Raw genomic sequence first — 24604 nt, 5'->3', positions numbered from 1 at the left:
TTAACGGATTGAAAAACCGTTTGTCAGTACGCAGCGACGAGACCGCGCGAATGTTTTGGCTGAGGTTGTCCCTTCACCCGTTGGCGTGGCAATCGTAAAGGTGGTGAACCCTTCGCCACCAACGCCGATTCCCGCATAGGACGGACCGTTTTTCACAAAAATAGAGGTCTGCAATGTGCGGGCTGCCAGGTTCAGTCGTGAAACATTCTGCGAGTGCATAATGGCGGTATGGTGCAGGCCTTCTTCGACTTTGATGGCCAGCGTCAGTGCGCTGTCGAAGTCCTTCACTTTCACGATCGGCAACATCGGCATCAACTGTTCACTGGTAACCCAGGCATCGTTCGCGTCAACGACCGCGATCAGCAAGCGTGGTTTTTTGGCTGGAACCGCGATACCAGAGGCTTCCAGCATGGTTTCGGGGCTTTTGCCAACCAGTTTTTTATTGGCTTGACCCTCCGGAAGGCAGGTTGCACGGAGCTTATCCGTTTCTGCTGGGGTGAGGAGCATCGCGCCAAAGCTTTGCATTTGTTGGATCAGGTTGTCGGCAACGGACTCCACGACGATCAGGCTCTTTTCTGCAATACAGGGCAGGTTGTAATCGAACGAGGCGCCATTAATGATATCTTCCGCAGCTTTCACTAAATCTGCAGTTTCATCGACGATGCAGGGGGGATTTCCCGCGCCTGCGCCAATGACTTTTTTGCCGCTTTTCATCCCCATCGCCACGATACCAGGACCGCCGGTGATCGCCAGTACCGCAATGTGAGGGTGAACCATCATTTGCTGGGTCGCTTCAAACGTGGGTTCTGCGACAGTAACGACCAGGTTGCGGATCCCACAACTGCGAAACGCAATCTCTTCAATCATGCTGATCAACTTAAGGGAGACGTTTTTGGCCCCAGGATGCGGACTGAAATAAACGCTGTTTCCCGCCGCCAGCATGCTGATGCTGTTATTGATGATGGTTTCGGTGGGGTTGGTGCTGGGGGCGACGGAACCGATAACGCCAAATGGCGAATATTCGAATAGCACCATGCCGCCATCGCCTGTCAATGCCGTGGTGGTGAGATCTTCAATACCCGGCGTGTTTTCCAGGGCGGCTTTATTCTTGAGGAACTTATCCTCTTTATTACCCATTCCGGTTTCTACCGCGCTCTCTTGCGCAAGCGTCGCAAGGTGCGAATTGAGCTCTTCACGAATAGCGCTGATAATGGCGCTTCGGGTTTTTAGCGGGCACTGCTGATAACGTAAGAAGGCCTGGTGTGCGGCGTTGATTGCCTCATCAACGGACTGAAAGATACCATTCCCTTTTTCGTCCGCGCTGGTGGGCGCTAACTGTTCGCTCAGAATGGTTCGGATGAGGGTTTCCAGTTCGGAAGTATTCATTGATGTGTTCTCACGTTAATAGCCGCAATGGCGGTTTGTGCAATTTCCATGTCCTGTTCAACGCTACCGCCGCTGACCCCAAGACCCCCAATCAGTACACCGTCACGCCATAGCGCATATCCGCCGCCAAACGTCACCACTTTGCCTTGCAGATGACTTTCCAGACCATAAAGCGCCGCGCCGGGTTGAACCGCAGCGGAAAGTTCATGGGTCGCTGTTTTCATCGCGACAGCCGTCCATGCTTTCTTCGGTGCCAGTTCACTGCTCACTAATAGAGCATCCGGCATACGCCAGGTCACGGTCTCGACGCCATGAGCGTCAACGATGCTGACGACAACAGGCACCTGTAATTCTTGTGCCCGTTCAACGGCTGAACGGGTTAACTGATGAAGCTCCTGAAATGAGAGGGACATTGCGGATTCCTTCATGGAGGGGGAGTGACCAGAAGCCAGATAACGCTTTGTCACTTCCCGAATAATGTTGCTTTGATGAGCGTCGTTGTCTTCGGCGCGCGCCAGGGCATACAAACAATCTGAGAGTCGGTTGATGTAGCGCATCAGTACATGCCTGACCGCGACGCCTTCAGATAGCTCCACCAGACGTCGCTCTGCGCGACGCGCTAACGTACGCGCGAAGTGCAATCGACTTGCCGCCTCGCACCGACCTGGCAGGATAAAGCTGTGCAAGGGGGGGATGCGGCCCATCGCGGTATCAATAGCGATTTCAAGCGCGGTAATTTCTTCTGAACTGATGTAACGTTGCCCTGATGCCGGTTGTTCGCTTTCACTGGCAAGCTCAGCGCTAAACCAGAAGATCTGCAACTGAATAGACTCCAGCAGCGTGCGATGTTGCGCGCAGGCGCAAGCACATACACACAGACTCAGCGCGGCATTAAGTTCATCCAGCGTTCCGTAAGCTTCAACACGCGGATGGGTTTTACTGACGCGTTGGCCGGTAAACAGGGCGGTTGTTCCGGCATCACCTGTTCGGGTATAAATCGCCATCATTCCCCCTTAACTTGATACCGTGTCGACGATGCCGACAATGGCCAGGTCTATGGCCTCATTGGGACCGCTAAATACATGTCTGGCGCTGGAGCCGCTGCTGAGCAACACTAACTCGCCAATGCCAGCCCCTACGGAATCAACCGCCACTTCATCACCTGTGGTGGGAGGCGAGGGAAGTTCCCCATCGGCACAGACCCGACGAACCAGCAGGAGTTTTTTCCCCACCAGAGAAGGTGATTTTTGTGTGGATACCACCGCGCCTGTAACGCGTGCCAGATGCATGGTTCACTCCTGTTTAATGAGATGAATATTGCGTGTGCCAGCGGCTTCACGAGCCAGTGCGGTAATGACACATTGACGACGCAGCACCAGCGATACACAGGGAAGGCGAGCCACGTCGGCATAACTTAAAAGATTGACCGGGTGCAGGATGACGGTCTGCCCCAGCTCATCACTGAATATCAGAGGCAGGCGTGCCAGCTTTTTCACCGGTAACGCCGGTAACAAACGACGTTGCACTGACAGCTGTACGCGAAGTCCAAATGCCAGCGCCTCGTGAATCATTACCGCCGTTGTGTTTGACGAATCGTTCTGCGCAAGTTGTTCCAGTAATGGCAAGTCAACCTGCTGAACATGCAGATATGAATACTGGCAAAACAGGGTCCGGGCATCGATATCCCGTAGTTGCGCGGCGCTGAGCGTGACCGTACTGTCGGCACGACGCAGCAAACGTGCAACGACCTCCTCGACGATACGCTGCACCATTTCGCCGTTCATCGTGGCGTTACCAGTTTGGCGAATGCGTGCGGGCTATCTGCGCCAGCCGCATTGGCTTCGTCTGTGTCGATGTGCATCTCAAGACGCATATCGGGTGAAACGCGAACGGCAACGTTGTCAAAAATCAACCGCCGTTCATCACCCTCAATGGCCACAGAGACGCTGTCGCCGTGCGAAACACGCAGGATCAGTGCATCCAGCGGTGACATATGAATATGGCGGCGGGCGATAATCACGCCCGACGTGAGATCCAGTTCGGCAAACGGGCTGACCAGGCGGATCCCCGGCGTTTCTTGCAGAGCGCCTGACATACGCAAGGGGGCTGCGACGCCCAATGTTCTGGCGTCGGTACGGGAGATTTCAACCTGACTCGTACTACGCAATGGTCCAAGCAGGCGAACATTTTTTAGCTGACCTTTTGGGCCAACCAAAGTGACGGTTTGCTCGGCGGCGTATTGTCCGGGCTGTAATAGTGCTTTTTTCTCGCTGATCGGTTGGTCAGGAAAAAGACGGGCATAGTCTTCTGCGCAAAGATGGATATGACGATTAGAAACGCCCAGCGGAATAGGGCGCTCACGCATCTCATCCAGGACCTGGCTTACGGTCGTCTCCAGCAGTTGCTTATCCATTACGCGTCACCTCGCTTACCGGAATGCAGACAGAGAGAGCGGGGTTCCCCTTTCTGGCGTTTGCATTGTGGATCGAGGCAAAGATTGCAACTGATAAGCTCAGTTCCCTGTGCGCTCTCGGGTAAAAACGGCTCAACAAGGATCTCTTCCTGAGGCTCTTCGTGAGCAGCGTCGGGAATTGGCTCAGGCGACGTCTCTACGCGGTAAGAAAGAATGCCTTCTCCAGGCCGTGCGATGACTTTATGTGCGACCAGGCCTGCTTGCTGGTCGGCAAAACTGGCGCCAGTGATGATGGCCGCCTGAACAGAGGCCACATCACCGGTAATTTTGAGAACCGTCCAGCCTGAACCGTTGGTCTTTTCGAGGCCAACCAGCGTGATGGAAGCGGCTTTCGCCATGACATCCGCGCAATTGATGGCTAATGCCAGACCACTAACTTCAAGTAATCCCAGTGATTGCTTCACGCTGTGCTCCTTTTTCGAAGTGACTTAGGCAGATTTAGGTAAAATGGCCTCAACGTCGCTGTGCGGGCGTGGGATGACGTGGCAGGATTTGACTTCGCCTACCGCGCTTGCCGCAGCACTTCCTGCGTCTACGGCCGCTTTTACGGCACCGACATCACCGCGAACCATCACGGTCACTAAACCCGAGCCGATCTTTTCATAGCCGACCAACTGCACGTTGGCGGATTTCACCATGGCATCGGCGGCTTCAATCGCGGCTACCAGCCCTTTTGTTTCAACTAGACCCAGTGCGTTATTCATACTGCGGTTCTCCTGTGGATTATGAGTGACCATCCCGGAAGGGAAGGCCTTTAACCAGCCGCGCGGCGTTGTTGCCAATACGTCGACGGGCAGGGTTATCTTGGTGATAGGTCAGCGTAAATAGCGGCGCTGATGCGGGTAAATTCTTGTAATGCACAACCAACGTTTCACTGTCGCAGGCGATGCCTACGAGCAGCTGCGACTGGCGCGCTGCTTGCCAGGCGCAGCGAACGACATCGTCTGAGACCTGCTCCTGGACAACGAAGGGAATACCTTCTTCTTCGATACCCAACAGAACGTCATTCCAGGCGGAGAGTGTGCCGTCAATGGCCGCGACAACAATCGCCGGTGCGATATGGTTACTGTCCATAGGCAAACTCCTTATGCCAGGACAAGATCAATCCTGTTGCGACGGCGTTTCTTGGCCCTTCGCTACCGCGAATGTTTCCTCGCCCGGCCACCAGCCGATAGTGCGCCAGCGCATCGGTGACCAGTTGCGGGACTTCAAAATCCAGGGAAGAACCGCCAACCAGCACCACAAACGGGATGTCGCGGATATTGCCGGTTGGGCTTACCTGACGCAGCGCACGCAGGGCGTTAGTGACAAAGACCCGCTCTTTCGCGCTGCGGCGAATGGCGCGCACTTTCTCCAGAGCCAGGTCGCCAGGAAGAGGAAGCAGTTCATCGGGTTTCACCACGCAGACACGTGCGAACACCGAGGGCGGAAGCGGGGTGGGGAAGAACTGAACGCTGCCGTCCTCATGGCGCAAGTGAAACAAACTTTCCACCTTGGCCAACGGGTACTTTTTGATCTCCTCGGCCAGATAACGATCTTCCAGACCCAGTTCACGAGCGATGATCATCGTGACCATATCGCCAGCACCGGCGAGGTGAGTGGCGATAATTTCGCCTTTAGGGTTGATGATTGAAGCGTCAGTTGAACCCGCGCCCAGATCCAGAATTGCCAGTGGCCGCGTGGTGCCAGGCGTGGTTAAGGCACCCAGAATCGCGGCTTCGGCTTCTGCGCCGCCGACCTGAACGTCAACGTTGAGTTTTTGCTTAATTTCGCGGGCGATCATCGCCATTTGCAGGCGATCTGATTTCACCATTGAGGCGATGCCGACGGCCTGCTCCAGCGAAAACTCTCCGGCTAGCCCACCGGTGACACTCACGGGTACTGACGTATCGACGGCTAACAGGTCCTGGATGAAAACTTCGTTGCTGGGTTTGTTGGTGAGTTCTGCCATTGTCTGGCGCACATGCTCCAGCATGCCGCCAATATTGGTTCCGGCTTCACCGGTGACATTATCCAGTTTGGGGTATTCGCCGACCGCTTTCATGATGGCGTCGGCACCAGCGGCAACATCGACTCGACGCGTGCGTCCCTGCGACAGCAGTTCGATATTTCCGGCTGGTATGGCGCGAGCTTTCACATCACCTGAGGGGGTTTTCACCACCACGGCGGAACGGTTGCCAATCAGCGCGCGCGCCATAGGCACAATGTTTTTGGTCTCGTCGGCACTGAGATTAAAAACCGTAGCGATGCCGTAAGGGTTAGACAGCGTTTCGATCACCTTCCCGGGGACGGCAACCTCAATAGCGGCCAGCATCCCGAGAGGAATTCGGTCGATATACCGAACTTCATCAACAATAGGGACGGGTTTTTCAAGACGATTACTGACCAGTACACCGTCATCCTGTTGCAGAATGACGCCGGTCAATTGATACCCCGCCCGCACGGAGGCGTTAATCATGGTAGCAACATCGGCGAAATCGAACGCTGCTGATACCACCAGGATGTAAGAGACATCAGCCGGGCGAGTCAACAACTCTTCCGGCGTAATGGTTACCCCGACGCCAAGACCGACCCCACCCGGTGTTTTCGGGTTGTGGCCGATCATGGTTGACTCAGTGATGATGGTTTCCGTGATGGTTTCCATCGCCACATCGCCAATCACTGGCGTGGCTTCGTTGATGCGGATGAGCGAAATATCACTGACATTGATGCCGGCGTTTTTTGCCGCCAGCGTAAGCGCCTCCTGAATACCGAACACATTACGTAATGTGCCCTTGATTCCGGTCGTTTCCGCCAGCGCACTGCCGGTGATTGTCAGTACGCCAGACTCATTCAACGTCGCCAGAGCGACTTCTGTTGATGAGTTGCCAATATCAATGCCAGCGATATACCGCATGGATTCTCTCCGCTTAATCGTCGCCTTTAAGTTTTTTGCGCTCGATGTACAGCATGGCCGCTTCACGAACGAAACCTGCGCAAATCTTTGCCTGATAACGATTTTCGAGATCGTCCGCAATGGCCATCAGCTCTTCTTTCGTTGAACGGTAAGGACGCAGTGCGTTGTAGATTTCAAGGATCCGTTCGTCAGGTACAGCAGTCAGTTCCGCTGCGCGTTCAAAGTTCATCGCCAGTCGGTCACGGCCAGCATCTTTGGCGATAGCAGCCTGAAGACGCAGAGTTTCCGGCGTGATACGCATGTCCTGCGCGGTCACTTTATTGCTGAGGACATTCTCAAGCGTGAAGTCATCCAACGTTTTGTTGGTGGCTGTTTTCACCCACTCAGGATGCTTGTTTGCCAGTGGGTAATCGGTCACCTTCGCGGTGTGCGTCGACGTATTCACTGCAGCAGAGGCGGGAGTTTCGCCTTGCAGGCTGTTCATGCGGCTCAACACATCCCGTACCATCGATTCAATTGCTTCGGTATTCATGGCGGTATCCTTTGTTAAAGCGCCACGCGCAGTTCTTGCGCGTTTTTGCCCGTCACGACATGCTTCGTCTCTTTGATATGCAAAATGGCCGATTTCGCCTGATATTTAGGGCGCGCCATTTGATCATTCAGCGTCGGAACAGGTTGCGGAGATTCTCTCTTGGCATAGCGCGCGGCGTTTTTACCAATTTGGCGGTACGTTTCCAGCGTGAGTAACGGGGCCTGAGGGAAAAGCTCCAGGTTGGAAAGCGGAGGTAACCCTTGTTGGTGAATAACCGTCGTCCCTTTAGACTGGATGCCGATAGAGATGCCAGAACCGCTCAGACGATTCCCTTCTACCGCGACGAACGCCACATCGGATGATTTGAAGCAACGAATAACACGTGCCTTGATGCCTTCTTCTTCAATACCCGCGATCACTTCGCGCAGAATGCTCTTGTGCGGCAGACCCACGATATTGACGGTTTGCGACAGACCAAATGCCGGACCAACAGCAATAATGACTTCGTCTTGCTGGGCACCTTGTTTGGCTTCGCCAATTTCAGTCAGAAAGCTTTCACCCTGTGCAGGGGCCGCCTGAACAGCGGGTGTACGCAAGGTCACCGGTTTGTCACTGCTCTGCATTTCGGACAGCACATCTTCAATTATCTGGCGCAACAGCTTTTCATTAATTTCCATTTTTCACCCCTTAGCCAAGTTCGTTGGGATCGAGTGCGCCAGGGATATTTTTTATCTCTTCCCAGCGTTCGCCTTGCAGGCGATAGCCTGTTGCCGGACCGGCATAATCGTTAATGTCATTCACTGCTGAGAGCACTTGTCCATCACCAACGATAATGGCGGAGGTATGCAGATAGTCTCCGGTCAGCTTGGCTTTCTGGATGTTGAGCATGTCCTGAGCAACGTCGGTGAAACCGCCCTGGGCGAGGGCTTTTACCACTTCCAGACCGTTACGGTTCTTACTGATGATCTCCTGCGCGAACTTGAGATCTTCAACGATGTTACGTTCCGGCATGTCTTTCGAACCGTGGGCGTAAGTGGCGGCTTCGACTTCTTCGTCAGTGATTGGTGGAAGACCCATACCGGCAAAGACGGCCTGCAGCGCGCGAGCGGCTTTATTACGAATAGCGATGACGTCTTCTTCACGTACCGGACGTAAACCCCCGTCCACTTTCAGGTCGCGCTGGAGAACGTTGTAGTCGTCAAAATCCTCGGCATCTTCGTTGGAGCCGGCAAACATGTTGTCGTAGTTCGGCACCGCAGAATAACCGGAGGAGATAAAGTCCGTTCCCGGCAGGAACTGCATCAGCAGGCGCGCAGTACGGCGCATGTCGGAGTGGGTGAAGGTCTGGTCGTTACTGGAGGCGCACTCCAGATCCAGCGACGAGCAGATCAGGTTTTCCGCCAGCACGGCGCGAATCCCTGATGGCACCGCAGAAGGCACGCCAATGCAGCTCACCGAACCGTTTTGTAACCCCTGTACGCCAGCGGCTTTCGTGATGTAAATGCAACGCGCTTCCAGGTACAGCATCGACTTGCCTTCGGCGTAACCCATTTGTACTTCAGAGCCAGAGCCAGAGGTAAAGCGCATTTTCAGGCCGCGAGAGGCATAAGACGAGGCCAGAAAGCCTTTTGACCAGGGGGTATCGTCACCGTCAGTAAAGACAGGTTCGGTACCGTAAACGGAGATGGTTTCGGCGTAGCAGGTATGGCCTAACATGCCGAGCTTCAGTTCGGTAGCTTCTTCCAGCGAACACTGGGTTAATACGCCAGGACGACCGACCTGGGAGCCAACGAGCAGAGCGATAGCGTTGAACGGGGCGTAACGCGCAACTGCAACGGTCGTCTCTTGTTCATCAAATCCGCGCCATGCGCCTTCGGCGGCATCGGCAGCGATCTGCACCGGGTTATCTTTGATGTTGGTCACGTGCGCCTGTTGAGAAGGGGTACGACGAGCGCGCATTTTCTGCATCGCCATCATCATCTCAACCACGTTCATGTGTGACACCACTTCAACGATTTTCGCCGGTGTCATCGCGGTGGTGAGCGGTACGATGTCACTGCGTTTTACATTAGGGTCGCAGAGCATATTGGCGAGCTTGACCGAGTCCATCTTCATGACTTCTTCGGCGCGCGCCAGATTGATCCCGTAGCGGGCGATAAAATGGTCAATCAGGTCAAATTCGCTGGCGGCTTTGCCATCCAGTTCGGTCACTGCGCCGTTGACGATTTTAATCGAGGGTTTAGGATCGTTCGGGCTTTCCATTGCAATGAAGCCTTCTTCGATCCACTCCTTAACGAAGCCGTCCTGATTCACAGGGCGTTTCGCCAGTGCTTCAAATCTTTTCGATCTCATGAATCAGCCTCATGGGTATTAGATATAGGACGGACGATCGTTTTTCGGTTCAGAACCGAGGGTCGACAGGACGGTTTTGCCAATTTCGCGCGCAGAGATAACCGCCTGACGTACAGCGCCGGAGTCACCGGAAATCACCAGAATGGCTTCATTACTGAAGCTGGTTCCATGTGCCGGAGAGCTGTAGGCCACAACCTCAACGTTGGCGGATTTCAGCGCGGTATCAGCCATTAACACGCCAACAGACGCTGGAGCGCCAACGATGACGCCGCAGGCACGACCGAGTGGTGCGCCGAACGCTTTTTCAAGGGCATAACTGGCACGCGCGGTGTACTGCAGTTCCAGATGGCCCGCTTCATTGGCGTAAACATCGCCAAAGGTACGGTCAAGTTCCTTGAGTGCGACTTCGATGCCGCGTTTTACGTCTGAAACATCGTTGCCGCCCAGAATGATCAGTGAACCATGCCCGGCGCCGCCCTTGGTGTCGCGGGGAAGCTCAATGCTGACCACTTCCGTATTCGTCGCTTTTACGGCTTCATCAGCGGCCATGATGTGTGGACCTGCGCCCGTACGTGCGCCCAGAATGCCAATTGAGCGATAACGCTTCTCAAGCTTCATTGCTTCCAGTAAGGCACTGTCTACGTTCGCGATGACCAGACCAACAGTGTCGCCAATCGCGGTGCCGACAAATTCCGTTAAACTGCAGCTCTTTTCTGCCATAGCCGTCTCTCGTTTTGGATAGGGTTTATCAGGGGTGACCGGTTGAGCGGGGGTTGCCACGCGGGCAATCACCTGCGCCATGATCTGTTCCACCAGCTCATTGCTGCTCATTGGCTAATTCCCTTCGGTAAGATTTTTTCTACATCGGTATGCGGGCGTGGAATAACGTGTACGGCTTTCACTTCTCCCACGTTGCGGGCAGCTGCCGCACCTGCATCGGTAGCCGCTTTGACTGCGCCGACGTCACCACGAACGATAACTGTCACCAGTCCAGAGCCAATTTTTTCGTAACCGACCAGCATGACATTGGCTGATTTCACCATCGCATCAGCGGCTTCGATGGCAGCGGTTAAGCCTTTGGTTTCTACCATTCCTAATGCTTCTTGTTGCATAAAGACCTCGCCTGGGTTGTCCCGATAATCAGGACTATAAAAAGAAGCGAGGAAAAAGAATGGCTGACTTATCTTTGAACGTGAAAAAATAGTGGGTAGTTGATAGTATTAAATTGCTTAAATTAATTGTATATTGCTGTTTTTAATGGAAAATAAAATAAATTATAATGTAATTATTTTGCTTTTGTTATTTCATTTTTACATTTTACCAGATGACAAAATAAAATTAATTTGCCAGGGGTAAATGAATGTGTGATGTTTGTTGGAAATTTAAATATTGGATTTAGCCATTTTTTATTAATACAACGATCGTGCTTTATTTATCGAATCGCTCGTGGCGTCTGCTCTAGGGGGTAAACGGATAGCAATAATTTGTTATTGCGGCACGATTTTTCAGAGCCAGCCAGCCTTCAGGTTGCCAACAATTTGCAGAGAACAGTTTTTATAGTGAAAGTCGGGCCGTCAGCGGGGGTAGCTTGCTGACACAGACACAAACTCTGCTTAGAAGGTGTCACAATGAACGACTCACTAAAAGCGCAATGCATTGCCGAATTTTTGGGCACCGGGCTGTTTTTGTTTTTCGGTATTGGTTGCCTCAGCGCGCTCAAAGTTGCTGGCGCAAGTTTGGGATTATGGGAAATCTGTATCATTTGGGGGTTAGGGATCTCGCTTGCCGTTTATCTGACGGCCGGAATATCCGGTGCGCATTTAAACCCGGCAGTGACGATTGCATTATGGTTGTTTGCCTGTTTCCCTGGCCGTAAGGTTTTGCCTTACACCATAGCCCAGCTTGCTGGCGCGTTTGGCGGGGCGATGCTGGCATATCTGCTGTATGGCAGTCTGTTTATCGAATTTGAAACGGCTCATCAATTGGTGCGTGGCAGCGTCGAGAGTTTGCAACTGGCGAGTATTTTCAGTACCTATCCGGCTGCGGCCTTGAGTGTATGGCAAGCGGCGCTGGTGGAAGTGGTGATCACGTCCATTCTGATGGGGATGATCATGGCGCTGACTGACGATGGCAATGGTGTGCCTAAAGGACCGTTGGCCCCTTTGCTGATAGGGATACTGGTGGCGGTTATCGGTGCTTCCACCGGACCTCTGACCGGATTTGCGATGAACCCTGCGCGTGATTTTGGCCCGAAACTGTTCGCATGGATGGCAGGATGGGGAGACATTGCGATGACGGGCGGACGTGATATCCCATATTTTATTGTACCTATCGTGGCACCTATTGTTGGGGCTTGCGGGGGGGCGGCAATCTATCGCTATTTTATTGGCAAAAACTTACCGTGTAATGCCTGTAAGCTGGAAGAAAATCAGGGGTAACGCCGTTTTTATGGGCTTTTTCTGAAATAGGTAAATGATTTCGTGATCTGGTTTCACGAACTGAATAAAACGTCTCCCAGGGATGGGGGACTTTTGTTATTGTGCATTTTGCTTTGTTCATTAATATCCCAGGAAAATGATCAGGCGAATGTAAATAAAATGTGCTGTTTATAACAATAAATTAACTGAGGGGTTTTATCATGATTTCTGCGAGCGCTCTGAACTCAGAACTCATTAATAAAATCGCCCAGGATTTTGCACAAGCCACCAGTCTGGCCGTTGTGGTTGTCAATATTCATGGTGATGAGATTTCTGAGTTGTTTAATTTCACACCATTTTGTCAATTGATGCGCCAACATCCTCAACACAGTACGCGTTGTCGTATGAGCGATCGCTGCGGCGGTCTGGAAGCATCAAAATCAGACCAACCTTGTATTTATCGCTGCCATGCGGGTTTAACCGATTTTTCTATTCCGTTGGTAATTGCAGGTCATCTGGTTGGTTTTGTCCTTTGTGGACAAGTGCGTTTAAGCAACGATGTCGGCCTGGTGGATATTCTTAGTGTGGATGACCGTTGGCAAGCCGATCCCGAACTGCTGAATGAATTTCATAACGTACCTGAGATGGACTATTCAAGGGTGATGGCGTCAGCAGACCTGTTGAAGCTTATTGTTGAAAATTGCCTTAAAAAACAACTTAATTTTGTTGTTATCAAGGATAACCCACAGCAAGCTGAACCTGCCCGGGCGAACCGTAGCCCTAATCCGCATGACAGTAAAATAAAGAAAGCGCTGCGCTACATTGATGCGCATTTGTCGGACGATCTGCGTCTTGAGGATGTCGCTTCACATGTTTATCTTAGCCCGTACTACTTCAGCAAATTATTTAAAAAATATCAGGGCATCGGTTTTAACGCTTGGGTAAACCAGCAAAGAATGGCCAGCGCCAGGGAACTGCTGTGCCACAGTGACTGGAGCATTGCCAGCATTGCGCGTAATTTAGGCTTTTCTCAAACCAGTTATTTCTGCAAAGTTTTTCGCCAGACGTATCAGGTGACGCCGCAGACGTTTCGCCAGCAAATTAATGAAAATTCCTATATTGAATCTGCGTAAATATCAATATCTGGCAATTGCCGATTTTTGATATCCTGTGGCATGTCAGCCTTTATAAAATGAAAACAATCATCTCAATGCGATAAGTTGTCGTAGCGCAACAAAATAGTCTTATTTGAGGGATAAACTGCGTCTGTTTTTATTTTTGTGATGGGGTGCAGTTTCGGGAAGTGTGGTTTTTATTATTATTTCCCCGCTGCACTCATTCAATACATATACGAGTGAAATATGCATGTAAACGCCAGGAAATTGGCGTAAGAAAGAGTGAGATGTAATTAGAGTTTAATTACCGTTATGGGTTACGAAAAATGCCCATAACGTAAGTCGACAGGTTTGCCACATTTGTGGCAGGGAAGGGGGTGAGAATCCCCCGCAGCCCCCGCTGCTGTGATGCTGACGACCCCGTAAACGCCACTGATCGCAAGATTGGGAAGGACGGGTGAGGATGACGCTGAGCCAGAAGACCTGCCTGTCGACCATTACCAACAACTTCGGTGGGAAGTGGGTTGATCGGAAGCGTATCGTCTGAAGACGGGTTACAAGCGCATCTCTACACCCCTACCACCCTGAACAGGATCAGGGTATGGCGGCACGTTCTCACGCATTTATTCTTGCAGGCACCGGAAGCGGCTGTGGCAAAACCACGGTAACGCTGGGTTTGCTGAGTCTGTTAAAACGTCGCGGTCTGCGTGTGCAGCCCTGCAAAGTGGGACCTGACTATCTCGACACGGGCTGGCATACGGCGGTCTGTGGCACGGCCTCCCGCAATCTCGACAGTTTTATGCTCCCTGAGCCCGTTCTTAATGCCTTGTTTTGCGAGCATATGCAGCAGGCTGACATTGCCGTCATCGAAGGGGTTATGGGGCTGTACGACGGCTACGGCACCGACCCCAATTATTGCAGTACGGCGGCAATGGCGAAGCAACTGGGTTGCCCGGTTATTCTGCTGGTGGATGGCAAAGCGGTATCAACCTCGATTGCCGCGACGGTGATGGGGTTCCAGCACTTTGATCCTGACCTCAACATTGCGGGCGTTATCGTCAATCGCGTTAATAGCGAAGCACATTACCAACTCCTCAAAACGGCAATTGAACGCTACTGTACGGTGCCCGTTCTGGGCTATGTCCCTCGTGCTGAGGGCGTTTCATTGCCTGAACGCCATCTTGGACTGGTCACCGCCCGAGAGTCGCTTATCAATCAGCAACCGTGGCAGGAATTTGCCAGTACCCTTGAGCAGACACTGGATATCGACCAGCTGCTTTCACTGAGTCATCTCACGTCGTTGCCTGAAGGAGAATGGCCGACATTACCCTCCGCTTCTGCTGGTAAAGGGCTTACGCTGGCGCTCGCGGATGATGAAGCCTTCAATTTTTATTACCCGGACAACATCACTCTGCTGGAGCGTACTGGCGTCCGTATCACGCGTTTTAGTCCTCTTCATGACCGCAAACTCCCTGACTGTCAGATGATTTGGCTTGGCGGCGGATATCCTGAACTGCATGCGGCGGCGCTTGCTGAAAACAGAGAAATGCTGTCGCAATTGCGGTCAGCGCATCAGCACGGTGTGGCTATCTATGCGGAGTGCGGCGGATTGATGTACCTGGGAACCTCGCTGGAGGATTCAACCGGGGCGGTCTATCAGATGGCCGATGTTATTCCAGGCCACAGCCGGATGGGAAAACGACTTACCCGCTTCGGCTACTGCGAAGCGCAGGCCCTGCAGCAAACACTGCTGGCAGCGGCAGGTGATGTGCTTCGTGGGCATGAATTTCACTACTCGGATTTTACCCCAGAAATACCGGCCGTGATGGCGTGTCGCAAAGTCCGTGACGGTAAAACCTTGCAGGAATGGTCCGGCGGCTGGCAAGTGGGCAATACCTTTGCCAGCTACCTTCACGTTCATTTCGCGCAGCGTCCACAAATGTTGAACCACTGGCTGGCTGCGGGCAGGGAGTCACTATGACATTGCTGGCATGGGGCGTTGCCTGGCTTCTCGATTTCATTATTGGTGACCCGCAAAACTGGCCGCATCCGGTGCGCTGGATAGGCAATTTAATTTCCTCAGTTCAACGCCTTGTCAGACGTTATTGCCATAGCGAGCGCGCGCTGCGGGTAGGTGGTGCGGTGATGTGGGTGCTGGTGGTCGGCGTGACCTGGGGTGTTTCCTGGGGCGTGCTGACGCTGGCGACGATGATTCACCCCTGGTTTGGCTGGCTGGTTGAAGTCTGGATGATCTTTACCGTCCTGGCAGGGCGTTGCCTGGCAAAGGCCGCGATGGATGTTGAACGTCCATTGCGGGCTGGCAATCTTGCCGAAAGCCGGGAAAAGCTCGCCTGGATTGTGGGTCGGGACACGTCGCAGTTACAGCCGGATCAAATCAATCGTGCAGTGGTAGAGACCGTGGCGGAAAACACCGTTGACGGCATTATTGCGCCGCTGTTTTTCCTGTTGATTGGCGGCGCACCGTTAGCCATGGCCTACAAAGCGGTCAACACCCTTGATTCTATGGTGGGCTATAAGCATGAAAAATACCGGGCCATCGGTATGGTCAGCGCCCGCCTTGATGATGTGGCGAATTACTTTCCAGCCCGTCTTAGCTGGCTGTTGCTCAGTCTTGCCGCAATCCTGTGCCGTCAGGATGGCGCCCGCGCACTGCAGATCGGCTGGCGTGACCGTTACAACCACAGCAGTCCAAACTGCGCCTGGTCTGAGGCTTGTGTGGCTGGGGCGCTAGGGATTCGCCTGGGCGGTCCGAATAACTACTTTGGGCAGCGCGTTGAGAAACCCTGGATAGGCGATGCGCGGCGCGACATTTCTGTAGACGACATTTCCCAAACGATTCGATTGATGTGGGTAGCTTCGACCCTGGCCCTTGCGCTGTTTATGGTGGCGCACTGGCTGGTAGTTGGCGCGGCCTGAGGAGAAATACATGCAATACATCCAGCAACCCCAGGCGATTGAAACCAAAAGTTTCGACATCATTGGCGAGATTATTCGTGAGACCCGCCCGGATTATCAATTTGCCAGCCCGTTGCATGAAGCGATCATCAAACGGGTTATCCACACTACGGCAGATTTTGACTGGCTGGACATTTTGTGGTTTTCCAGAGATGCGCTGGAGCACCTGTGTGCGGCACTCCAGCGTCAGTGCGTTATCTATACCGATACCACGATGGCGCTTTCCGGGATCAATAAAACCCTGCTGGCCAAATTTGGCGGTGAATGCCGCTGCTACATCAGCGACCCGCGCGTCGTGAGTGCAGCAAAAGCGCAGGGGATCACCCGCTCAATGGCGGCCGTTGATATTGCGGTTACTGAAGAGAGCGAAAAGGTGTTTGTGTTCGGCAATGCGCCAACGGCATTGTTCCGACTGCTTGAACATGATGTTGCCGTCAGCGGCGTGGTCGGTGTGCCAGTAGGATTCGTTGGCGCCGAAGAGTCGAAAGACGCGCTAACGCAAAGCAACCTGCCGGCGATCGCCGCATTGGGGCGCAAAGGCGGAAGTAACGTGGCTGCGGCCATCGTGAACGCCATGTTGTACCACCTGCAGGGGGCGCGATGAGCGACGCATCCTTTGATGCCCCGGTATGGCACAACGGCAAAGCGCTTCGCAAGGGGTATACCACGGGATCCTGTGCAACGGCGGCAGCAAAAGTCGCTGCACTCATGGTATTGCGCCAGCATTTGATTCATCAGGTTTCTATCGTTACGCCTTCCGGGGTAACGCTGTGTCTGAACGTTGAGTCTCCCCACATCGAAGGGCAGCAGGCCATTGCCGCGATTCGTAAGGATGGCGGAGATGATGTGGACGCCACCCACGGCATGTTGATTTTTGCCCGTGTGACGCTGAATGACAGCGGTGAGATCGTCTTGCTGGGCGGAGAGGGCGTTGGCACGGTCACCCGTAAAGGTATCGGTTTGCCTGTCGGTAGCGCGGCGATCAACCGCACGCCCCGGCACACCATTGAATCCGCAGTACGTGAAGCCATTGGTCCGGCGCGTGGCGCAGAAATTGAAATCTTCGCTCCGGAAGGTGAAGAGCGAGCGCAAAAAACCTACAACTCACGCCTCGGGATTCTGGGGGGGATTTCGATCATTGGCACGACAGGAATTGTGACGCCAATGTCGGAAGAGAGCTGGAAACGTTCGTTGTCGCTGGAGCTGGAGATCAAACGCGCAGCGGGTCTGGACAGGGTTGTGCTGGTGCCAGGCAATCATGGTGAACGTTTTGTCCGCGAGCAAATGGGAATCGACACTCAGGTTGTCGTCACCATGAGCAATTTCGTCGGCTACATGATTGAAGAGGCAGTGCGACTGGGGTATCGCCACATCGTGCTGGTGGGACACCCTGGTAAGCTCATCAAAATCTCCGCTGGGATCTTCCATACGCACAGTCATATCGCCGATGCCCGCATGGAAACGTTAGTGGCGCATCTGGCGCTCCTTGGCGCACCGCGTGAACTGCTGACGCTGGTCAGCGACTGCGATACCACCGAAGCGGCGATGGAACATATCGACGCCTACGGATTTCAGCGCATTTACCCGCATCTGGCCGAGCGAATTTGTCTGCGCGTCATGCAGATGCTGCGTTTTACGAAAAACCCGCCTTGCTGTGACGCCATCATGTTCTCTTTCGAGAATCAGGTTCTCGGCAGTAACCGCCCGGTCGAAGAGATTGCGAAGGAGATGCAATGTTAACGGTGGTGGGAATGGGGCCCGCAGGGCTACATCTGATGACGCCAGCCGCCCGGGAAGCGGTGGCGCAAGCCGACGTCCTGGTGGGCGGGAAACGCCATTTATTACAGTTCCCTGATTTCAGCGGCGAACAGTTTGTGCTCGGCGCCAACATTGCGGAACTGCTGGACTGGGTTGCCCGCCAGAATGATAAACGCGTGGTGGTACTGGCCTCTGGCGATCCGCTTTTTTACGGTATCGGCACGCGCATGGTGGCGCATTTTGGTCTTGAGCGGGTGCGGATTATTCCGGGCATCAGCGCGGTGCAGTATCTCTGTGCGCAGTCAGGCGTTGATATGAACGATATGTGGCTCACCAGCAGCCACGGGCGCAGCGTCTGTTTTGACGAACTGGCACGACATAGCAAGGTCGCGATGGTGACAGACACGCTCTGCGGCCCACGCGAAATAGCGGCTCAGTTAATGAAACGCGGTAAGGGACATCGCTGGATGGTGATCGGTGAAAACCTGGCGATGGAAAACGAACGGATCCACTGGCTGCCCGTCAGTGAGGTCAACAGCGACTATGAGATGAATGCAGTGGTGATCCTTGATGAAAGATGAGCTGTTCCTACGTGGAGAGAAAGTGCCGATGACCAAAGAAGTGGTTCGTGCACTCGCCCTCTCGAAACTTGAATTGCACCGCGCAAGCCATCTCATAGATGTCGGCGCTGGAACCGGAAGCGTCTCGATTGAGGCGGCGCTGCAGCATCCTTCTCTGCATGTCACCGCCATTGAGCGCAATCCCGCAGCGCTGCGGTTGCTGGATGAAAACCGCCAGCATTTCGCCTGCAGTAACATTGATATCCTGCCAGGTGAAGCGCCAATGATGCTGACCGAGAAAGCCGATGCGGTGTTTATGGGCGGCAGCGGTGGTCACCTTACCGAACTGATTGACTGGGCAATGCGCCAGCTTCACTGCGGCGGCCGCCTGGTCATGACCTTCATCCTGCAAGAAAACCTCAATACCGCGCTGGCGCATCTGGAGCACATTGGTGTGCAGGACGTGGATTGCCTACAGCTACACGTTTCGTCACTGACTGCCCTCGGCAGTGGTCACTATTTCAAACCGAATAATCCTGTTTTTGTTATCGCCTGTCAGAAGGAAGAACACCATGTCTGAGACATTTGATCCCCGTAGTGTGTGGTTTGTCGGCGCAGGTCCTGGCGACCGTGAGCTGATCACCCTCAAAGGCTACCGTTTGCTGCAACAGGCGCAGGTGGTTATCTATGCAGGCTCATTGATTAATACCGAATTGCTGGATTACTGCCCGCCAGACGCAGAGTGTCACGACAGCGCGGAACTGCACCTGGAACAGATCCTCGACCTGATGGAAGCCGGAGTGAAGGCGGGAAAAACGGTGGTGCGTCTGCAAACCGGCGATGTATCACTGTACGGTTCTGTACGCGAGCAGGGCGAAGAGTTGACCCGGCGTGGCATCGACTGGCAGGTGGTGCCTGGCGTCAGTGCTTTCCTCGGCGCGGCCGCCGAGCTTGGCGTGGAATATACCGTCCCGGAAGTATCGCAGAGCCTCATTATTACCCGTCTGGAAGGACGGACTCCGGTACCGGAACGTGAACAACTGGAAGCGTTTGCCAGCCACCAGACGTCAATGGCGATCTATCTTTCTGTCCAGCGAATTCATCGGGTCGCGGAGCGTCTGATTGAAGGTGGATACCCGGCAACAACCCCTGTGGCGGTGATCTACAAAGCGACCTGGCCGGAAAGTCAGACCGTACGCGGCACGCTGGCAGACATTGGCGACAAGGTCCGTGACGCGGGGATCCGCAAAACGGCGCTCATTCTGGTGGGGAATTTCCTCGGTGATGAATATCACTACTCCCGACTTTATGCTGCGGACTTTAGCCATGAATACCGTAAAGCCTGAGTCTATTGCGCTTTTTTGTTTGACGCCTGGCGGAGTCATGCTGGCGAAACGGCTGGCGGCAATGCTGCCGCTGACCTGCTTTACCAGTGAAAAATTGCTGGAAGAGGGGTTTGTGCCGTTTACCGATGGATTTGCCAGTACGGCACGGGACGCGTTTGCTCAATATTCGGCGCTGATTTTTATTGGCGCGACCGGTATTGCGGTACGCGTGCTCGCCCCGCTGGTGAATGACAAATTCAGCGACCCGGCGGTCGTCGTCATCGATGAGCGCGGGCAGCATGTGATCAGCCTGCTCTCCGGCCATGCCGGGGGGGCCAATGCGCTCACCCGTTACCTCGCGGGCATGCTGGGCGCCGATCCGGTGATTACCACCGCGACCGATGTTAACGATATGGCTGCGTTGGATACGCTGGCGTTCCAGCTTAACGCCCGAATGAATGATTTTCGCACTGCCGTGAAAACCGTTAACCAAATGCTGGTCAGCCAGCGGCGGGTGGGGCTGTGGTGGGACGACGCGTTAGCCGAAGAGGTCAGCCACTGTGACAAACGCGGCTTTATCATCGTAACCGACCTGCAGCAACTGCCGGCGCTGGATGCGCTGATTTGCATCACGCTACGCACCGATTTACCTGCTCTGCCAGTACAGCACTGGAAGCTGGTGCCCCAGCGGGTTGTCGCCGGGATTGGCTGTCGTCGGGACACGCCATTTCCGCTATTAGCCGCTCTGTTGGCGCGTCAGCTTGAAGCACAGCGGCTCGATCCGCTGGCATTAAAAGCGATTGGCAGCGTCAACCTCAAAAAAGACGAGCAGGGGCTGATTCAACTAGCCTCCTGTTGTCGTGTTCCTTTCGAAACCTTTTCCGCTGACGCGCTGCGTGAGCACGAACATCGCTTTCCTGCTTCGTCGTTTGTGCGTCAAACGGTGGGCGTCGGGAGCGTATCAGGTCCGGCAGCCTGGCTGCTGAGCCATGGACAACTGTTAGGCGAGACCCTGCGTGAGCAGGGCGTGACTATTACTTTGGGAGTTTCACACTGATGTTAACCGTAATTGGAATAGGCCCTGGCTCGCAGGCAATGATGACGATGGAAGCGGTCGAGGCACTACAGGCGGCGGAAATTATTGTCGGTTACAAAACCTACACCCACCTGGTGAAAGCCTTCACGGGCGACAAGCAGGTGATCAAAACCGGTATGTGCAAAGAGATCGAACGCTGTCAGGCGGCGATTGAACTGGCGCAGGCTGGGCATAACGTGGCGCTGATCAGCAGCGGCGACGCAGGCATTTATGGCATGGCGGGTCTGGTGCTGGAACTGGTCAGTAAGCAGAAACTGGATGTTGAAGTCCGTCTGGTGCCCGGCATGACCGCCAGCATTGCGGCCGCGTCTTTGTTGGGCGCGCCGTTGATGCACGATTTTTGTCACATCAGCTTAAGCGATCTTCTGACGCCGTGGCCGGTCATTGAAAAACGCATTATCGCCGCAGGCGAAGCCGACTTTGTGATTTGCTTCTACAACCCGCGTAGTCGGGGCCGCGAAGGGCATCTGGCGCGCGCGTTCGAATTACTGTCGGCCAGTAAGAGCGCAGAAACTCCGGTTGGCGTCGTGAAGTCGGCGGGACGTAAGAAACAGGAGAAATGGCTGAGCACGCTTGGCGGGATGGACTTCGAACCCGTGGATATGACCAGCCTGGTGATTGTCGGTAACAAAGCCACCTACATCCAGGATGGTCTGATGATCACGCCAAGAGGCTACGTGCTGTGAGATACGGCGAGGTGCTGGTGATGGGCGGAACCAGCGATGCGCGGGCGTTGTGTCAGCAACTGGACGCGGCAAACGTCCCTTACACCCTGTCGGTGGCGACCCCCACTGGCCAGCAACTGGCAGGGGAGATTAAAGGGCAAGTGCGATGCGGTCGTCTGGAGCTGGAGCAGATGATCGCCTGGCTGCGGGACAACCGCACCCGCTGGGTGATCGATGCGTCACATCCGTATGCCGAAGTGGTGAGCCGTAACATTCTGCGCGCCTGCGAAGCGGCGGGCGTGTTGCTGAGTCGCTACCAGCGCCCGGAGCAACTTAGCGACCTGACGCACCCGTTGCTTTATACCGTTCAGAGCATTGCACAAGCCTGTGATGTGGCACAGAAGTTTGGCGATCGTGTGCTGCTGACCACCGGCAGTAAGGACCTGGCGCAATGGCGTGCAGGGCTGCCGGAAAAAACATTGCTGGCCCGCGTCTTACCCGTTCCTGATGTGATTGCGCAATGCGCTGGACTGGGATTTGGCGTAGGGGAGATCTTCGCCCTCTGCGGCCCCTTTAGCGCTGAATTTAACGCCGCGTTTTATCGCCAGTGTCAGGCCGACGTGGTAGTGACAAAAGCCTCTGGCGCAGAAGGCGGTTATCAGGAAAAAGTTCAACCCTGTCTGGATGCAGGGATCCCCTGCATCGTGATCACCCGCCCGGCGCCGCTGGTGACGGGAGACGAATTACTGGAAAGTCAGGCCGCATTTGCACAGCGTTTAGCACGCTGGCTGGCCGCTGATTAAGGAGTCACACATGAAAAAAGCACTTCTGGTCGTCAGTTTTGGCACCAGCTATCACGACACCTGTGAGAAAAATATTGTGGCCTGTGAGCGCGATTTGGCGGCCAGTTGCCCTGACAGAGATCTGTTTCGCGCCTTCACCTCCGGGATGATCATCCGCAAACTTAAACAGCGCGATGGTATTGATATCGACACGCCGTTGCAGGCCTTGCAAAAACTCGCCTCGCTGGGATATCAGGACGTTGCCATTCAGTCTCTGCACATCATTAACGGTGATGAATACGAAAAAATTGTCCGTGAAGTGCAAAGCATGCGCCCGCTGTTTTCCCGTCTGACTCTGGGCGCGCCGTTATTGAGCAGTCATCGTGATTACGCGCAACTGATGCTGGCGTTGCAGCAACAGATGCCCACGCTTGAGACAACCGAGAAGGTGGTGTTTATGGGGCATGGCGCCAGCCATCATGCGTTCGCCGCCTATGCCTGCCTTGACCATATGATGACGGCGCAGGGTTTTCCGGCTCGCGTGGGGGCGGTAGAGAGTTACCCGGAAGTCGAGATTCTCATTGAGAGTCTGAGCAAGGAAGGCGTTAGCGGCGTACATCTTATGCCGTTGATGCTGGTCGCGGGCGATCACGCCATCAACGACATGGCCTCTGATGAAGAGGACTCCTGGAAAACGCGCTTTAACGCTGCAGGTATCCCGGCAACGCCGTGGTTAAGCGGGCTGGGCGAAAACCCGGCGGTGCGTGCGATGTTTGTCGCGCACCTGCAACACGCGCTGGAAATGGCAGTGGAGGAAGCAGCATGAGCGGCAAACTGTATGCGTTGAGCACGGGTCCTGGCGCGTCTGACCTGATCACAGTTCGTGGGGCGCGGCTCCTCGGTTCACTGGATATTTTATATGCCCCGGCCGGACGTAAAGGCGGTGACAGCCTGGCGCTCTCCATTGTGCGTGAATATATCGGCGAACAGACAGAGGTGCGCTGCTGCCATTTCCCGATGAGTGCCGACAGCGCCGAGAAAGAGGCGGTCTGGGACGAGGTCGCCGCCGCGCTGGTCAAAGAAGTTAAGGCCGGAAAACAGGTTGGCTTTATTACGCTGGGCGATGCCATGTTGTTCAGCACCTGGGTCTTTTTACTGCAGCGTATCGGCAACCCGGAGTGGCTGGAGATTGTCCCTGGCGTCACCTCGTTTGCCGCCATTGCCGCCCGCTCAAAAACGCCGCTGGCAATGGAACAACAGTCGCTGGCCGTGATCTCCTGTACAGCACCGGAAGCTGAAATTCAGCAGGCGCTAAAGCAGCACGAAAGCCTGGTGCTCATGAAGGTGTACGGCAGATTCACGCGCATTAAAGCGTTGCTGCAACAGGAAGGCTTACTGGACTGCGCCCTGATGATGGCCGAAGCCACCCTGCCTGGTGAGCAATGCTGGCGCCATCTGGATGAGGTGAGTGATGAGCAGTCTCTGCCTTATTTCTCGACCATTCTGGTCAACAAACGGTGGGAGTATAAGGAATGATACTCGAAAAACAGCTGAAACAACTGTCATTCAGTGGGCTGGGTGCGGCGCTATTGCTGATGGTGGTTCCCGAGCAGGCGTTCGCGATGCACATCATGGAGGGTTTTCTGCCGCCGATGTGGGCGTTGGCATGGTGGCTGCTGTTTTTGCCTTGCCTGTGGTACGGACTGGTTCGCCTGCGGCAGATTGTCCAGGAAGATAACCATCAAAAAGTGCTGCTGGCGCTGTGCGGGGCATTCATTTTCGTACTCTCGGCGCTGAAAATTCCATCCGTGACCGGGAGCTGTTCACATCCGACCGGCGTTGGGCTGGCGGTTATTTTGTTCGGGCCCGGCGTTGTGGCGGTGCTTGGCGCGATCGTTCTGCTCTTCCAGGCATTGTTGCTGGCGCATGGCGGGTTGACCACGCTGGGTGCGAATGGCATGTCGATGGCGGTGATTGGGCCGGTTGTGGGATATCTGGTGTGGCAAATGGCCTGTCGCGCAGGATTGCGCCGCGATGTTGGGGTCTTCTTGTGCGCGATGCTGGCGGATCTGGTGACCTATTTCGTCACCTCTGTGCAGCTTGGGGTCGCCTTCCCGGACCCGCAGGCGGGCGCGCCAGGATCCATCGTCAAATTTATGGGCATTTTCTGTTTAACACAGATTCCGATTGCGATCGCGGAAGGGTTGTTAACCGTCATGATCTACGACCAGTTGACCAAGCGGCGGTTGATTACCGCACAAGGACATTAGG

The 24604-nt window shown here is 54.4% G+C and carries 29 protein-coding genes and 1 riboswitch; of the genes, 15 read left to right on the top strand and 14 right to left on the bottom strand.

Annotated elements, in window-relative coordinates; all coding sequences use genetic code 11:
- Genes pduP through pduA form a run of 14 tightly spaced genes read right to left on the bottom strand, consistent with a single transcriptional unit; the run spans nt 1 to nt 10751 of the window.
- A complete protein-coding gene (gene pduP / locus AC07UY_RS13210; RefSeq protein ID WP_494701333.1) occupies nt 1-1386 on the bottom strand; it encodes a CoA-acylating propionaldehyde dehydrogenase PduP in 1386 nt (461 codons plus the stop codon).
- A complete protein-coding gene (gene pduO / locus AC07UY_RS13205) occupies nt 1383-2390 on the bottom strand; it encodes a two-domain cob(I)yrinic acid a,c-diamide adenosyltransferase PduO (protein ID WP_494660353.1) in 1008 nt (335 codons plus the stop codon). Before pduO ends, pduP begins: the two co-directional genes overlap by 4 nt.
- Before the next feature lie 9 nt (nt 2391-2399).
- Nucleotides 2400-2675, bottom strand: a complete 276-nt coding sequence (locus AC07UY_RS13200; RefSeq protein ID WP_494660300.1) for a EutN/CcmL family microcompartment protein — start codon at nt 2673-2675, stop codon at nt 2400-2402.
- Between the two features lie 3 nt (nt 2676-2678).
- A complete protein-coding gene (gene pduM / locus AC07UY_RS13195) occupies nt 2679-3170 on the bottom strand; it encodes a microcompartment protein PduM (protein WP_494660301.1) in 492 nt (163 codons plus the stop codon).
- Nucleotides 3167-3799 (bottom strand): phosphate propanoyltransferase, encoded by a 633-nt coding sequence (locus AC07UY_RS13190; RefSeq protein WP_494660302.1) that lies wholly within the window; start codon nt 3797-3799, stop codon nt 3167-3169. The genes pduM and AC07UY_RS13190 overlap by 4 nt, the downstream gene beginning before the upstream one ends.
- Nucleotides 3799-4263 (bottom strand): BMC domain-containing protein, encoded by a 465-nt coding sequence (locus AC07UY_RS13185; protein WP_494660303.1) that lies wholly within the window; start codon nt 4261-4263, stop codon nt 3799-3801. Before AC07UY_RS13185 ends, AC07UY_RS13190 begins: the two co-directional genes overlap by 1 nt.
- A 24-nt stretch (nt 4264-4287) precedes the next feature.
- Nucleotides 4288-4563 (bottom strand): propanediol utilization microcompartment protein PduJ, encoded by a 276-nt coding sequence (pduJ, locus tag AC07UY_RS13180; protein WP_162379893.1) that lies wholly within the window; start codon nt 4561-4563, stop codon nt 4288-4290.
- Between the two features lie 19 nt (nt 4564-4582).
- Nucleotides 4583-4933 carry a glycerol dehydratase reactivase beta/small subunit family protein gene (locus tag AC07UY_RS13175; RefSeq protein ID WP_494701334.1) on the bottom strand — a complete coding sequence of 117 codons (351 nt, stop codon included), beginning with the start codon at nt 4931-4933 and terminating at the stop codon, nt 4583-4585.
- On the bottom strand, nt 4923-6755 hold the full coding sequence (locus AC07UY_RS13170) for a diol dehydratase reactivase subunit alpha (RefSeq protein WP_494660305.1): 1833 nt from the start codon (nt 6753-6755) through the stop codon (nt 4923-4925). Before AC07UY_RS13170 ends, AC07UY_RS13175 begins: the two co-directional genes overlap by 11 nt.
- Nucleotides 6756-6768: 13 nt before the next feature.
- Nucleotides 6769-7287, bottom strand: coding sequence for a propanediol dehydratase small subunit PduE (pduE, locus tag AC07UY_RS13165; protein ID WP_494660306.1), 519 nt, complete (start codon nt 7285-7287; stop codon nt 6769-6771).
- A gap of 14 nt (nt 7288-7301) precedes the next feature.
- Nucleotides 7302-7964, bottom strand: a complete 663-nt coding sequence (locus AC07UY_RS13160) for a propanediol/glycerol family dehydratase medium subunit (RefSeq protein WP_203360772.1) — start codon at nt 7962-7964, stop codon at nt 7302-7304.
- 10 nt (nt 7965-7974) lie between these two features.
- Nucleotides 7975-9639 carry a propanediol dehydratase large subunit PduC gene (gene pduC / locus AC07UY_RS13155; RefSeq protein ID WP_192612675.1) on the bottom strand — a complete coding sequence of 555 codons (1665 nt, stop codon included), beginning with the start codon at nt 9637-9639 and terminating at the stop codon, nt 7975-7977.
- 18 nt (nt 9640-9657) lie between these two features.
- Nucleotides 9658-10470 (bottom strand): propanediol utilization microcompartment protein PduB, encoded by an 813-nt coding sequence (gene pduB / locus AC07UY_RS13150; protein WP_192612674.1) that lies wholly within the window; start codon nt 10468-10470, stop codon nt 9658-9660.
- Nucleotides 10467-10751, bottom strand: coding sequence for a propanediol utilization microcompartment protein PduA (gene pduA / locus AC07UY_RS13145; RefSeq protein WP_001183618.1), 285 nt, complete (start codon nt 10749-10751; stop codon nt 10467-10469). The genes pduB and pduA overlap by 4 nt, the downstream gene beginning before the upstream one ends.
- A 516-nt stretch (nt 10752-11267) precedes the next feature.
- Here pduA and pduF point away from each other — a divergent pair.
- The 15 genes from pduF to cbiM all read left to right on the top strand — a co-directional run bounded on the left by pduF (nt 11268) and on the right by cbiM (nt 24603).
- A complete protein-coding gene (gene pduF, locus AC07UY_RS13140) occupies nt 11268-12077 on the top strand; it encodes a propanediol diffusion facilitator PduF (protein WP_494660307.1) in 810 nt (269 codons plus the stop codon).
- Between the two features lie 200 nt (nt 12078-12277).
- Nucleotides 12278-13189: a transcriptional regulator PocR gene (gene pocR, locus AC07UY_RS13135; protein ID WP_494701335.1), complete on the top strand. Its 912-nt coding sequence runs from the start codon at nt 12278-12280 to the stop codon at nt 13187-13189.
- 312 nt (nt 13190-13501) lie between these two features.
- Nucleotides 13502-13676, top strand: a riboswitch (cobalamin riboswitch).
- 96 nt (nt 13677-13772) lie between these two features.
- Entirely contained in the window at nt 13773-15152 is a 1380-nt protein-coding gene (locus AC07UY_RS13130) for a cobyrinic acid a,c-diamide synthase CobB (RefSeq protein ID WP_494701336.1), read from the top strand.
- On the top strand, nt 15149-16108 hold the full coding sequence (cbiB, locus tag AC07UY_RS13125; protein WP_494660310.1) for an adenosylcobinamide-phosphate synthase CbiB: 960 nt from the start codon (nt 15149-15151) through the stop codon (nt 16106-16108). The genes AC07UY_RS13130 and cbiB overlap by 4 nt, the downstream gene beginning before the upstream one ends.
- A gap of 10 nt (nt 16109-16118) precedes the next feature.
- On the top strand, nt 16119-16751 hold the full coding sequence (locus AC07UY_RS13120; RefSeq protein WP_494660311.1) for a cobalt-precorrin-8 methylmutase: 633 nt from the start codon (nt 16119-16121) through the stop codon (nt 16749-16751).
- A complete protein-coding gene (cbiD, locus tag AC07UY_RS13115) occupies nt 16748-17887 on the top strand; it encodes a cobalt-precorrin-5B (C(1))-methyltransferase CbiD (RefSeq protein ID WP_494701337.1) in 1140 nt (379 codons plus the stop codon). Before AC07UY_RS13120 ends, cbiD begins: the two co-directional genes overlap by 4 nt.
- Nucleotides 17881-18486, top strand: a complete 606-nt coding sequence (locus AC07UY_RS13110; RefSeq protein ID WP_494701338.1) for a cobalt-precorrin-7 (C(5))-methyltransferase — start codon at nt 17881-17883, stop codon at nt 18484-18486. The genes cbiD and AC07UY_RS13110 overlap by 7 nt, the downstream gene beginning before the upstream one ends.
- Nucleotides 18476-19045, top strand: a complete 570-nt coding sequence (locus AC07UY_RS13105; protein WP_203360781.1) for a decarboxylating cobalt-precorrin-6B (C(15))-methyltransferase — start codon at nt 18476-18478, stop codon at nt 19043-19045. The genes AC07UY_RS13110 and AC07UY_RS13105 overlap by 11 nt, the downstream gene beginning before the upstream one ends.
- Nucleotides 19038-19811 carry a cobalt-precorrin-4 methyltransferase gene (locus tag AC07UY_RS13100; protein WP_276294715.1) on the top strand — a complete coding sequence of 258 codons (774 nt, stop codon included), beginning with the start codon at nt 19038-19040 and terminating at the stop codon, nt 19809-19811. The genes AC07UY_RS13105 and AC07UY_RS13100 overlap by 8 nt, the downstream gene beginning before the upstream one ends.
- Complete coding sequence (cbiG, locus tag AC07UY_RS13095) at nt 19792-20847, top strand: cobalt-precorrin 5A hydrolase (RefSeq protein ID WP_494701339.1); 1056 nt, start codon at nt 19792-19794, stop codon at nt 20845-20847. The genes AC07UY_RS13100 and cbiG overlap by 20 nt, the downstream gene beginning before the upstream one ends.
- On the top strand, nt 20847-21572 hold the full coding sequence (locus AC07UY_RS13090; RefSeq protein WP_490470451.1) for a precorrin-3B C(17)-methyltransferase: 726 nt from the start codon (nt 20847-20849) through the stop codon (nt 21570-21572). The genes cbiG and AC07UY_RS13090 overlap by 1 nt, the downstream gene beginning before the upstream one ends.
- The gene (locus AC07UY_RS13085; protein ID WP_494701340.1) at nt 21569-22354 is read left to right on the top strand and encodes a cobalt-precorrin-6A reductase; all 786 of its coding nucleotides are present in this window, start codon (nt 21569-21571) and stop codon (nt 22352-22354) included. Before AC07UY_RS13090 ends, AC07UY_RS13085 begins: the two co-directional genes overlap by 4 nt.
- 10 nt (nt 22355-22364) lie before the next feature.
- Nucleotides 22365-23159, top strand: a complete 795-nt coding sequence (gene cbiK, locus AC07UY_RS13080; RefSeq protein WP_494701341.1) for a sirohydrochlorin cobaltochelatase — start codon at nt 22365-22367, stop codon at nt 23157-23159.
- A complete protein-coding gene (locus tag AC07UY_RS13075; protein WP_494660319.1) occupies nt 23156-23869 on the top strand; it encodes a cobalt-factor II C(20)-methyltransferase in 714 nt (237 codons plus the stop codon). The genes cbiK and AC07UY_RS13075 overlap by 4 nt, the downstream gene beginning before the upstream one ends.
- Nucleotides 23866-24603 (top strand): cobalt ECF transporter S component CbiM, encoded by a 738-nt coding sequence (gene cbiM, locus AC07UY_RS13070; RefSeq protein WP_203360788.1) that lies wholly within the window; start codon nt 23866-23868, stop codon nt 24601-24603. The genes AC07UY_RS13075 and cbiM overlap by 4 nt, the downstream gene beginning before the upstream one ends.
- Nucleotide 24604: the final 1 nt, after the last annotated feature.

The organism is Citrobacter sp. GW821-FHT02E08, from assembly GCF_059421685.1.
This window is presented reverse-complemented; position numbering and strand designations above follow the sequence as displayed.